Below are 11630 nucleotides of genomic sequence, written 5' to 3' on the forward strand. Positions count from 1 at the left end.
TTGCGACAACAACATTCCTCAACGCCCCGCCCGACGGCGCCGTTGCTGGGGAGGCTCGGTCATGCTTCAGGGCTGGCTATCCGACACGTCTCGTCTTCCGGCTCAAGGCCGGTGACAGCGACTGGCGCGTCTACGACGTGGTGGCGGAAGGCCGCTCCATGCTCGCCTTCTACCGCGCTGCGTTCGAGCGGCTGATGGAGGCGGCGCCACGGGATTGAGCGCGGTGGACCCGGGCGCAGCCGCCGGCGTCCCGCGATCGGCCTGTGCGCTGGAGCGCCGGCGCCCCGCAGCGGGTGCCCCTCAACAGGCGCGACCGCCGTCCCCATCTAGCGCCCATGGCCAACGACTTTCCGTCCACTCGCGACATGCCCTCGCGCCTCGGCAAGGCGATGCTCATCGCCGCCTGGGTGGTGGGCCTCGCGCTCCTGGTGCTGCTGTTCCAGAGCCACCTGGAGCGCCAGCACAACCCCAATCCGGACCCGACGCTGCGCCTGGACGCCGCCGGCGTGCCCACCGTGGTGCTCCAGCGCAACCGCATGGGCCACTATGTGACCGGCGGCACCATCAACGGCGAGCCGGTGACCTTCCTGCTGGACACGGGTGCCACCGCGGTGGCCCTGCCGCTGACGCTCGCCCGGCGCCTGGAGCTTGCTCTGCTGCCGGGCGGCATGAGCAAAACCGCCAACGGCTTGGTGCGGACCTGGAGCACCCGGCTCGACAGCGTGGACGTGGCCGGTCTCACCGCCCATGACGTGCGCGCCGTGGTCATGCCCAACATGCCGGGGGACGAGGTGCTGCTGGGCATGAACTATCTGAAGCGCTTCGAGCTCATCCAGCGCGGCAACACCCTGACGCTCAGGGCGCCGGGCTGAGCCGCCCGGACCGGTGCACGAGCCTGCGACGCCCGGGCCTTTCTCGCCCTCTTACCATGTTGCGTACCGCGTTTTCCGAATGCATGACGGCGGCAGGCATCGGGTCGCCCCCGGGTACGCTGACTTCAGTCGGCACCCTGGGGCTGGCGGACTGCAGTGCGCCGGTGGCAAACGCAGGCCCCACCTCAGGTGTTTCGCAGCGTCGCCCGGGTCCCTGCGATTGCCCGCGCCACGGACACGGCGCCCGCTGAGCGGTTCAGCAGCCTCCGAGCACCGCCATGTTCACGAGTCCGCCCTTCGTCCTGTTCGGCTCAGCGCACCTCATCACCTTGGCGCTCATCGCGGCGGTGGCGATACTGCTGCCGCTGGCGCTGCGCCGTTACGCCCCCGCAGCGCTGCGGCCGGTGGCCGTCGTACTGGCGGCACTGCTGCTCGCGCAGGAGGCGGTGGACGTGGCGATGCAGCTGTGGCGCTTCGGTCCGTCCGTGCAGCTGTTGCCGCTGCACCTGTGCACGCTCGCGCTGCTCGTGACGGCCTGGATGCTGGTGACGCGCAGCCCGCGGGTCTTCGAGGTGGCCTACTTCTGGGCACTGGGCGGTACCACCCAGGCGCTGGCGACACCGGACCTGCGCCAGGGCTTCCCGGACCCGGCCTTTCTCTTTTTCTTCGCCGGCCACGGGCTGGTGGTCATCGGCGTCGCCCACGGGGTCTTGGCGCTGGGTCTGCGGCCCTATCCCGCCTCCATCGTTCGGGTCGCGCTCATCACCCTCGCCCTCGCCGCGGTGGTTCTCCTGATCAACCTGGCGCTGGGGACCAACTTCCTGTACCTGATGGCCAAGCCCGCGGGCGCCTCGCTGCTGGACTGGCTCGGCCCCTGGCCTTGGTACTGGCTCGGCCTGGTGGCGGTGGCCCTGGCCTCGTTCCTGGTGCTCTATGCGCCCTTCTTCGCGGCGGATCTGCTGCGCGCTGCGCGGCCTGCCGTGGACAGGCGCTCGCGCGGGCGCGGTTGGTCCTGAGCTGCCCGGATCCTGATCCCAACCCGGCCGCACCGGCAGCTGTCGATCCGACCCTCGCCGCGCGCTGCGCTCTGAGGTGTATCCCCCGCCCCGGCATAATGACTGTGCGGAGACGACCGCCGCCGAGCCACCGGTCGGCGCCGATTCGCCGACGCTCGACCGCTCGTGTGCAGATGGCGGCGGTGTCCAAAGCACCCGCCGCGCTAGCATGTGTCAAAACAATGACAGCTGCTGTGTCGGCCAGCGCCGACCCCCAAGGCCGCCTGCCACCGCGGGCCACCATGCCCCCGGCGGGCGGACCGCGAGCAGCGCCCAGAGTCCAAAGCCACCACTGCAACCATGACCATCGAGCAGCACAAGCGCGAGCCGGATGCTTCTGCGCACCAGCGCGAGCCTGCTGCGTCCGCGCAGCAGCCGGGGATGCTCGGCCAAGGGGCCGGCCCGGCGGTCGCGCCCGTGGACAGCGGCGTCGCCGAAACCGATGCGTCGGCTGCGGCGCAGTCCCTGCTCGCCCTCGCAGACCACCTGCCGGACGTGGTCGGACGGGTGGACCGGCGCCGGCGCTATGTCTTCATCAACCGCGTTGTTACAGACATCACCGGGCGCTCGCGTGAGGACTACCTGGGGCGCACCGACGAAGAGCTCGGCCATCCAGCGGCGCTCTGCCGGCTGTGGCGCCGGCAGTACGAGGAGGTCTTCGCGACGGGGCAGCCCAACGAGCTGGAATTCGTGTACCAAGCCCCGGACGGCCCCATGCATTTCCACAAGCGCGTGGTGCCCGAGCCGGCACCGGACGGCAGTGTCGCCACCGTCGTCTTCATCGCGCGCGATGTCACATCGGTCAAGCAGGCGGACAGGCAAGATCTGATCCAGGGGCATGCGCTCGCAGAGCTGAACCGCATTTATGCGACGCCGACGGCGAGTGAAGAGCGCCTGCGCGTCTTGACCGAAACGGCCACGCAGGCCGTCTGGGAGACCGATGCGGCGGGCAGGGTGGTGACGGATTCACCGAGCTGGCGGGCCTACACGGGCCAGTCCCTGGATGCCTGGCTCGCCAACCGCTGGGCCGACGCGGTGCACCCCGACGACCGTGCCTGTGCGCAGCGGTGCTGGCGGGATGCCGTGGCATCGGGGCAGCCCCTGGACGCCGAGGTGCGCCTGCGCACCGCGGCGGGTGCCTGGCGTTGGAGCAATGTCCGGGCGGCGCCTCTGCGCGCACCGGATGGCCGCATCCGCAAGTGGGTGGGCATGCACCTGGACATCGCCGCGCGTAAGGAGGCGCAGGCGGAGCTGGAGCGCAAGCGCCTGGAGGCGGTGCTGGAGGCAACGCCGCTGGCGGTGGTGCTGATCGATGCGGCGACCCGGCGCTGCACCTACCAGAACCGGCGTGCCGTGGAGCTCGCCGGCACGAGCTTCGGCGGCCGGGACCTGGCCGCGCATGCCCATCAGCTGCAGGTGATGCACCCGGACGGCAGCCCCTGCCCCATCGAGGAATGGCCGGTGGAGCAGTCCTTCGCCTCCGGCGAGGTGGTGCATCAGCGCGAGATGATCCTGAAGCGCCCGGACGGCGTCGCTCTGCCGGTGCTGGTGAGCACTGCTCCCGTGCTGGACTGCCGGGGCGAGATCGGCGCTGCGGTCGTCGTATTCGACGACATCACCCAGCGCAAGGCCGGGGAGGCGGCGCTGGTGGAGCTGAACCGGGCGCTGGAGGCCCGGGTCGCCGAGGTGAGCCGGCAGGCGGGCCAGCTGCGCGGTCTCGCGAGTCAGCTGAGCCGGGTGGAGCAGCACGAGCGCCAGCGCCTGGCCAAGATCCTGCATGATCACATCCAGCAGCTCATCGTCGCCGCGCAGATGCGCTCCGCGACGCTGTTGCGGGACGCTGCCACGGAGCGCCAGCGCGACGCGGCCCGCGCCGTGCAGGATGTCCTGGCCGAAGCGCTCGAGGTGTCGCGCTCGCTCACCGTGGAGCTGAGTCCGCCGGTGCTGCGCGAGACAGGTCTCATCGGCGCCCTGGATTGGCTCGCCGGACGGATGCAGGAGCAGCACGATTTCACCGTGCGGCTGCATGCGGAGACCGGCACCGAGCCGCAGAGCGAGGAGATGCGCTTCCTGCTGTTCGAGTGCGCCCGCGAGCTGCTGCTGAACGTGGTCAAGCACGCGGGCGTGAACGCCGCGGACCTGATGTTGCTGCGCCCGCGCCCGGGGGAGCTGTCGCTCACCGTGAGCGACGAGGGCCGCGGCTTCGAGCAGGAGGTGGTGAGCCGGCGCGGCGACGACGAGACCCATTTCGGCCTGTTCAGCATCAAGGAGCGCCTGGCCCATCTCGGCGGGCGTCTGGGCATCCTGAGCGAGCCCGGCCGGGGTACCCAGGTCACCCTCAATGTGCCGCTGACCCAGACGCCGGCTGTGGCGGGTCTGGCTGAGGCCGTCCGGCAATCGACGGCGGCGGCGCCGGACCCGGCCGACAGGCGCCGGGTGCTGGTGGTGGACGACCACCAGATCATGCGCCAGGGGCTCGCCGGCCTGTTTCAGTCAGAAGACGACATCGATGTGGTGGGCGAGGCCGCCGACGGCGAGCAGGCGGTGGCCATGGCGGCGGCGCTGCACCCGGATGTGGTCATCATGGACGTGAACCTGGGCGATGGCATGGACGGCGTCGAGGCCACGCGTCGCGTGCTCGCCGCGGAGCCTGGCGTGCGCGTCATCGGCCTGTCCATGCACGTGGACAGCGCCGTCGCCGACGCCATGCGCGCGGCCGGCGCCGCCGCCTATCTGACCAAGGGCGGGCCCTGCGAGGAGCTGCTGGCGGCCATCCGCGCCGCCACCCCCGCCTAAGCCGCGGCGCGCGACCGCCCGGAGCTGCGGGGAGCTCAGGCCACCAGGCGCACGACACCGCCGCGGCGGGCATCGCCGGCGCCGTGGAGCCCGCCGTCGGCGTCGATGGACACGCTGTGCGCGCCGCCGAAGAAGACGTTCTGGCCCCGCCACACCTGCAACCGCGGCCAGTGGGCGGCGAGGGCGGCGCGGGTGTCCGCCGCCACCGGCGGCTCCAGGCTCAGCACGTCGCCCTCCAGGTGCAGGCGGGGTGCCGCCACGGACTCCGCCAGCGGCAGGTGCAGGTCGATGCGGTTCACCAACACCTGCAGGATGGCGCTGCGGATGCGGTTCGAGCCGCTGGAGCCCGTGACGGTCCAGCCGCCGTCGCCGTGGTCCACCAGCGTCGGGGACATCATGGAGCCGACCCGGCTGTCTTCAGGCCATTGGTGGAAGCCGCCGCCGGCGAGGTCCGCCTCCCCCAACATGTTGTTCATGATGATGCCCGTGCCGGGCAGCACATAGGCCGTGCCCTCGCCGTTGGACAGGGTCAGGCTCGCGAGATTGCCGTCGCGGTCGGCGATGCTGATCTGGGTCGTGCCGCGGCGGCAGAGCGGACCTGTCACACCCAGCGCCGCGAGCCGCGCCGCGAAGCCCTGCCTTCCGGCCGCCTGGTGGGCCGCGTCCGGCGGCTCGCCCGGCGCCAGTGCGGCGCGCACCTCGCTGGTGGCCGCCATGGCGGCTGCCAGCGCCAGGCGGTGCCGCGGGCGGCCGAAGCCGCTGTCCGCCAGCGGTGCTGCCGCGAGCAGCTCCAGTGTCAGCGCCAGCAGGGGGCCGCCCACGGCGGGCGGCGGATTCAGGTGCAGCCGGGCGTCGCGATAGTCCAGCGTGAGCGGCCTGCGCTCCGCCACCCGGTAGTCCGCCAGGTCCGCAATGCCCAGATGACCGCCGCCGGCCGCACAGTCCGCCGCCAGCCGCTCCGCCCAGGGCCCGCCATGCAGCAGCGCCGGCCCCGCCGCCACGAGCGCGTCCAGCGCGGTGGCGAAGTCCGGCCAGGGCACGCGCTCGCCCAACGCGGCGAGCCGGTCCGGCTGCGCGGGCGACGCAAACAGCGCGAAGGTGGCCGGGTCCGCGCGCAGGATCGGCGCGACGATGCGGGCGATGCCGCGCTGCACAGCGTTCATTGCCACGCCGCGGTGTGCGAGCTGCCGGGCCGGCGCCAGCAGATCCGCCAGCGGCAGGCGGCACAGGTCGGCGTGGATGGCGAACAGGCCGGCCACCGCCCCGGGCGTGGCCATGGCGGCGCGGCCGATGTGGAACTCCTGGGTCGCGTCGCCGAAGTCGGCCTGCACGGGGTGGAAGTGCAGGTCCGCCGCCGGCGCCTTGCGCTGCGGGGTCTGGGCGAAGAAATCCAGCACCAGCGGGGCCGCGCCCGCCGGGCGGGCGTGCAGGAAGCCCCCGCCTCCCAGGGATGCCAGCACGGGCTCGGCGATGCAGGCGGCCGCGAAGGCGGCCACGACCCCGTCGAAGGCGTTGCCGCCCGTCGCGAGCACGGCCGCTGCGGCGGCTGCGGTGTCCGGATGACCGGCGGCGACGATGGCGCGGGGCATGGCTCGAATGCGGTTTGCCGTGGCTCTGTGCGGCACGGAGCCGATATAGTGTTGCGGAGCGGGTGCCGGGCTTTGGCCGCGGCGCCGGCGTTCACGAGCATGTTAACCGGCCTGCGATGGCCGTGGTGACGCCGCAGTCGGCCTCGGCTGGCGGTGTCCGGCGATGGAGGCACAGGTATCCATGGCGCAAGATCCGGCGGCGCGTATCGCCGCACTCGAGGCAGAGCTGGAGCGCGTGCGCGCCGAGGCCGAGACCGAGCGCGAGCGCTTCGAGCGCCGCCTCAGGCTCGCCCAGAACGCGCTGCCGGAGCGGCGTGATGCGCGTACCGTGACCCAGAACATCGCCGCGCAGCAGGAGATCGAAGCCCTGCGCGGCGCCTTGCGCGAGCGCGACCGGGTGGTGAAGGAGCTCACCGAGCAGGTGCGCAGCCTGGAGGACCAGCTTGAGGACAGCTACCGCCAGACGGACGCCGTGCGCCGCGAGCTGGGCCAGCGCGACCAGGCGCTCGCCGACGCCCGCCGCCAGGCGGACCTGGCCGCCCGGCGGGCCGCGAGCCCGCCGACCCCTCTCCAGCAGGCGTCGGTGCAGCAGCCCGCGACGGCCCAGGTGCCTGAGCCGCCGGCGCCCATGCCGGCGGAGCGCGTCGATGCAGTGACCTTCGTCGTCGGCGTGCTGGTGGGCGGCCTGCTCGCCTGCGCGCTGGCCGTCGGCCTGTGGTGGACCGGCCACTGGCCGGCGGCACCCGAGGTCGCCGCGCTGGGTGACCAGGCGGGCGCCGTCGGTGCCCGTGTGGCGGGCTTGCCGTGGCGCCATGGCGGCTGACGTCGGCAGCCCCGGCGGCGTGCTGGGCGTCGGCATTGCCACGCTCGACATCATCAACCGCGTCGTCGCGTACCCGCCCGAGGATGCCGAGGTGCGGGCCGAGGGGCAGCGGTGCGTGCGCGGCGGCAACTGCGCCAACACCCTGGATGTGCTGGCGCAGCTCGGCCACCGCTGTGCCTGGGTCGGCGTGCTGGCGGGCGATTCCGGGGCGGACTTCATCGCTGCGGACTTCGCCGGCCGCGGCATCGATGCCCGCCACGCGCTGCGCCTGCCGGGCGGTGCGACGCCGACGTCCTACATCGCGCTCAGCCGCGCCACCGGCAGCCGCACCATCGTCCATCACCGGGACCTGCCGGAGCTTTCCGCCGAGCACTTCGCCCGGGTGCCGCTGGCGGGCTGGTCCTGGGTGCACTTCGAGGGCCGCAGCCCGGCGGCAACCGCACAGATGATCGCCCGCGTGCGCCGGGAGCGCCCGGACCTGCCCATCTCGGTGGAGATCGAGAAGCCCCGGGACGGCATCGAGGCCCTGTTCACCGGTGCCGACCTGGTGATTTTCGCCCGGGCCTACGTGGAGGCCCTGTCCGCCACCCCGGAGCCCGATCCGACGGCCTGGCTCGGGCGGCTCGCGGCCCGCACCGACGCCCGGCTCTGTCTGCTGCCCTGGGGTGCCGCAGGTGCCTACGGACTCGCCTCCGGCGGCGCCGATCCGGTGCTCGCGCCAGCCCACCCGCCGGCGCTGCTGCGCGACAGTCTCGCCGCCGGGGATGTCTTCAACGCCGCGGTCATCGACGGTCTGCTGGACATGGGCCTGGACGCCGCGGTGACCGATGCCGGGCTTGCCGCACTGCTCATGCGGGCCAATCGGCTGGCGGGATTCAAGTGCGCTCGGGACGGCCTGGACGGCCTGGCTGCGGCGGCGCGGGAGGCCGGCGTGATTGCGCATAGGGGCGGCGCATGAGCCGGCTGCAGGACCTCGGCGCCGTTGCGGACCTGCCGGACCCGGGCTCGCGGGCCTTCGCCGTGGACGGCGTTGACGGCTTCCTCGTGCGCCGCGGCGGCCTGGTCCGCGCCTATGTGGACAAGTGCCCGCACATCGGGGCGCCCCTGGCCTGGTCGCCGGATACCTACCTGGACGCGGAAGGCGAGCTCATCCAGTGCGCGATGCACGGCGCGCTGTTCCTGCCCGACTCTGGCGAGTGCGTGCACGGCCCCTGCGCCGGGCAGGGGCTGACGCCCGTGGCGATCCGAATCCAGGACGGGCGCGTGCTGCTGGATCCGGACGAGCTGCCGGAGATCGACTGAGGCCCTGGCGCCCGCTGGCCCCCGGGGCGGCAGTCGCTCAGCGCAGCGCCAGCGCCACGGTGTAATGCGATCCCTGCTTGAGTTTGTCGTAGTTGCCGAAGACCTCGCGCAGGTGGCGCTTCATGAACTCCCGCAGGCCGTTCACCGTGACCACGTAGACCTGCCCACCGGGGTTGAGCCGGGCGCGGGCGTCGTGCAGCAGGATGGTCAGCAGCTCCTTGCCCACCTTGGCGGGGATGTTGCTGGCGACGAGGTCGAAGCGCCGCGCCGGGTCGATGTCCGCAAAGCCGTTGCTGAGCTGGGCCGCGGCGTTGTCGAGGCCGTTCAGCGCCGCGTTGCGCCGGGCGAAGTCCACGGCCACGAAGTCCTTGTCCACCATCAGCGTCTGCCCCTGCGGGGCAAGCGCCGCGAGGGTGCAGCCGATGACGCCGTAGCCGCAGCCGAGGTCCAGGCAGTCGGCATCCGGCGCCACCTGCAGATGGCGCAGCAGCAGCGCGGTGCCGGCGTCGATCTCCCGCGGCGAGAACAGGCCCCAGGTGGACTCGAAGCGCAGCCGCCGGCCCGCCGGCTCGGCCTCGAAGCGGATGGGGGCGCGCAGGGCGTCGAGCTCGGTCTGCGACAGCATGTCGATGGATGCGGCGGCGGGTGAAAGCGCGCAGTTTACATGGCCATGTCCCCGGGGCGGGTCATCTACACTCCCAGGTTGTCACCCTACCGCCTATCGCACGCAAGCCGACGCCAGCCCTGCCCGTGTCCGACCTCGCCGGCCAGCTCGACATCCGCATCCAGCCCGACCCTGGCTCCGACGCTGCGCCGCCCGTGCGCATCGCCTCCAGCCGCCCGCTGACGGCGGCGCGGGTGTTCGCGCGCAAGCCGCTCGCGGCGGTGGCCGGGCAGCTGCCGCTGCTGTTCAGCATCTGCGGCACCGCGCAGGCCCTGGCCGGCGCCCGCGCCTGCGAGGCGGCTCTGGGGCTGGCACCTGCGCCGTCCGCGCAATGGGCGCGGACGCTGCTGCTGCGCGCGGAGACCGCCAAAGAGCACCTGTGGCGGCTCCTGCTCGACTGGCCCCAGGCCCTTGCCGGGCTCGAATCCGTCCCACAGTGGGAGCCGCCGGCGGCGCAGCCGGCACCGGGCGAGGCGGCCATCGCCGCGGCCATGCGTGCCTTTCTGCAGCTGCGCGCCCTGCTGGGCACCGCGGGCGATCCCTTCCTGCCCGGTGCCGACGGCGTCGAGCCGGCGCCCGGCCCCGTCGCGTCCGCCTGTGCGACCCTCACCGGGACCGCAGCGGAGCAGGTGTTCGGGGCGGCTCCGGCGGAATGGCTCGCGGCCACCGGCTCCGCGGCCGATCTGCACGAGTGGGCCGTCGCGGCACCGACACCCGCCGCGGCCCTGGTACGGGCGGTGACGGAGGCCGGGCTCGCCGATCTGGGCCGCAGTGCCATCGGCACACTGCCGGCGGTGGGCGACGCCGGCGGGCTGCTGGCGCAGCTCGCGCCGCCGCTGGCCGCCGCGGATGCAGATGCCTTCATCGCAGCCCCGGAGCTGGCCGGCCTGCCCGTGGAGACCACGCCCTTCGCCCGGGAGCTGGCACGCCGCGGCCTGGTGGCGGAGCTGGCCGCGGCCCACGGCAACGGGCTGCTGCCGCGGCTCGCGGCGCTGCTGGTGGAGCTGGCGCGTGACGCCGCGCTGCTGGCGGCGCCCTGGTCGGAGGACGCCCGCGCGCCTGCGGGCGTCGGGTGCGTCGCACCGCAGGGGCAGGGCGCCGGCACCGATGTGCGGGTGGGATTGGGCGCGGCCCCCGCGGCCCGGGGTCTGCTGGTGCATCGGGTGGGTTTGGCACCCGCTGCGGTGCCGGGCGCCGCGCGGGTGCTGGACTATCGCATCCTGGCCCCCACGGAATGGAACTTCCACCCCGCGGGTGTCGTCGCCGCAGGTCTCGGCGGCATTGCCGCCGCCGACATCGCGCCGCCGATGCAGGGCTCGGGCTCGACCCTGCGCGGCGGCGCCGCGCCGGCCCGTGCCGAGCTCGAAGCGCGCGCGCGGCTCTTCGTCACTGCGGTGGACCCCTGTGTCGATTATGAGTTGTCGGTATGCTGACACCCCGAGCGGTGTGCCCGGCGCAGTGCCGACCCCACACAACCGAATCCGGAGCAGCCCATGTGCCTCGCCATACCCGCCCAGATCCTCGAGCTTGAGGAGGGCACCGATCAGGCCGTCGTCTCCCTGGGCGGCGTCCGCAAGCCCATATCCCTCGCGCTGGTGGACGACGCCGCCGTGGGCGACTATGTGCTGGTGCACGTGGGCTATGCGCTCAACAAGGTAAGCCCGGAGGAGGCGGCGCGTACCCTGGCGCTCATCCAGTCCGCCGGTGAGCTGGACCCGGCGGAATTCGACCACGACCTGACCCCCGGGGAGGCGCCGCAATGAACGCCCCAACGCCGCACACCGCCGCGATGAGCACCGGCGCCATGAAATACATCGACGAGTTCCGCGACGGCGCCCTCGCGCGGAAGCTCGCCCGCACCATCGCCGCCGAGGCCGACCCGGCCCGCACCTACCGGCTGATGGAGTTCTGCGGTGGCCACACCCACGCCATCTACCGCTACGGCGTGCAGGACCTGATGCCGGAGAACCTCAAGTTCGTGCACGGCCCGGGCTGCCCGGTGTGCGTGCTGCCCATGGCCCGCATCGACCAGGCCATCGCCATGGCCGCGGAGCATGGCGTGACCCTGTGCACCTATGGCGACCTGATGCGCGTGCCCGCCAGCGAGCGGCAGAGCCTGCTCAAGGCCAAGGCCGGCGGGGCGGACATCCGTATGATCTACTCCACCCAGGACGCGCTGGCCATCGCCCGCCGGCAGCCGGAGCGGCAGGTGGTGCTCTTCGCCATCGGCTTCGAGACCACGACGCCGCCGACGGCCGTGGCGCTCAAGGTCGCCCGCGCCGAGGGGCTGGGCAATTTTTCTGTCTTCTGCAACCACGTGCTGACGCCGCCGGCGCTCAAAACCATCCTGGCGTCCGCCGGCCCGGACGGCGTGCAGCTGGACGGCATCCTCGGCCCCTCGCACGTGAGCACCATCATCGGCAGCCGGCCGTACGAATTCGTGCCGGCCGAGTTCGGCAAGCCCGTGGTCATCGCCGGCTTCGAGCCGCTGGACGTGATGCAGAGCACCCTGATGCTGGTGCGCCAGAT

At 72.9% G+C, this 11630-nt stretch carries 12 protein-coding genes; 10 read left to right on the forward strand and 2 right to left on the reverse strand.

The genetic code is table 11. From position 1 onward, the window contains the following. The 4 genes from QZ607_RS24855 to QZ607_RS24870 form a co-directional block, all read left to right on the forward strand. A partial coding sequence (locus QZ607_RS24855; RefSeq protein WP_295888668.1) for an ABC transporter substrate-binding protein occupies window positions 1-218 on the forward strand: 218 nt, incomplete at its 5' end. Between the two features lie 117 nt (window positions 219-335). Beyond that, entirely contained in the window at window positions 336-872 is a 537-nt protein-coding gene (locus QZ607_RS24860) for a TIGR02281 family clan AA aspartic protease (RefSeq protein WP_295888671.1), read from the forward strand. Window positions 873-1150: 278 nt separating this feature from the next. Next, window positions 1151-1888 (forward strand): TIGR02206 family membrane protein, encoded by a 738-nt coding sequence (locus tag QZ607_RS24865; RefSeq protein WP_295888673.1) that lies wholly within the window; start codon window positions 1151-1153, stop codon window positions 1886-1888. Between the two features lie 339 nt (window positions 1889-2227). Next, on the forward strand, window positions 2228-4723 hold the full coding sequence (locus tag QZ607_RS24870) for a PAS domain S-box protein (RefSeq protein ID WP_295888676.1): 2496 nt from the start codon (window positions 2228-2230) through the stop codon (window positions 4721-4723). 35 nt (window positions 4724-4758) lie between these two features. Here the strand turns inward: QZ607_RS24870 and QZ607_RS24875 are convergent, their stop codons facing one another. Continuing rightward, window positions 4759-6312, reverse strand: a complete 1554-nt coding sequence (locus QZ607_RS24875) for a gamma-glutamyltransferase (protein WP_295888678.1) — start codon at window positions 6310-6312, stop codon at window positions 4759-4761. Window positions 6313-6493: 181 nt separating this feature from the next. On the opposite strand from QZ607_RS24875, the gene QZ607_RS24880 reads away from it, so the two are divergent. The 3 genes from QZ607_RS24880 to QZ607_RS24890 are packed head-to-tail and all read left to right on the forward strand — an operon-like array spanning window position 6494 to window position 8437. Continuing rightward, window positions 6494-7135, forward strand: a complete 642-nt coding sequence (locus tag QZ607_RS24880; RefSeq protein ID WP_295888680.1) for a hypothetical protein — start codon at window positions 6494-6496, stop codon at window positions 7133-7135. Further along, complete coding sequence (locus QZ607_RS24885) at window positions 7125-8093, forward strand: PfkB family carbohydrate kinase (RefSeq protein ID WP_295888692.1); 969 nt, start codon at window positions 7125-7127, stop codon at window positions 8091-8093. Before QZ607_RS24880 ends, QZ607_RS24885 begins: the two co-directional genes overlap by 11 nt. Further along, window positions 8090-8437, forward strand: a complete 348-nt coding sequence (locus tag QZ607_RS24890; protein WP_295888694.1) for a Rieske (2Fe-2S) protein — start codon at window positions 8090-8092, stop codon at window positions 8435-8437. Before QZ607_RS24885 ends, QZ607_RS24890 begins: the two co-directional genes overlap by 4 nt. 37 nt (window positions 8438-8474) lie before the next feature. Here QZ607_RS24890 and QZ607_RS24895 read toward each other — a convergent pair whose 3' ends face one another. After that, window positions 8475-9062: a methyltransferase gene (locus QZ607_RS24895; protein WP_295888696.1), complete on the reverse strand. Its 588-nt coding sequence runs from the start codon at window positions 9060-9062 to the stop codon at window positions 8475-8477. Between the two features lie 125 nt (window positions 9063-9187). On the opposite strand from QZ607_RS24895, the gene QZ607_RS24900 reads away from it, so the two are divergent. The 3 genes from QZ607_RS24900 to hypD form a co-directional block, all read left to right on the forward strand. After that, window positions 9188-10534, forward strand: coding sequence for a hypothetical protein (locus QZ607_RS24900; RefSeq protein WP_295888698.1), 1347 nt, complete (start codon window positions 9188-9190; stop codon window positions 10532-10534). Window positions 10535-10594: 60 nt separating this feature from the next. Beyond that, window positions 10595-10864, forward strand: a complete 270-nt coding sequence (locus QZ607_RS24905) for a HypC/HybG/HupF family hydrogenase formation chaperone (protein WP_295888699.1) — start codon at window positions 10595-10597, stop codon at window positions 10862-10864. 41 nt (window positions 10865-10905) lie between these two features. Further along, window positions 10906-11630 (forward strand): hydrogenase formation protein HypD (hypD, locus tag QZ607_RS24910; protein ID WP_295888701.1); only part of this gene is annotated, 725 nt, incomplete at its 3' end.

The sequence above is a fragment of the uncultured Thiohalocapsa sp. genome (assembly GCF_913063425.1).
GTDB lineage: Bacteria > Pseudomonadota > Gammaproteobacteria > Chromatiales > Chromatiaceae > Thiohalocapsa.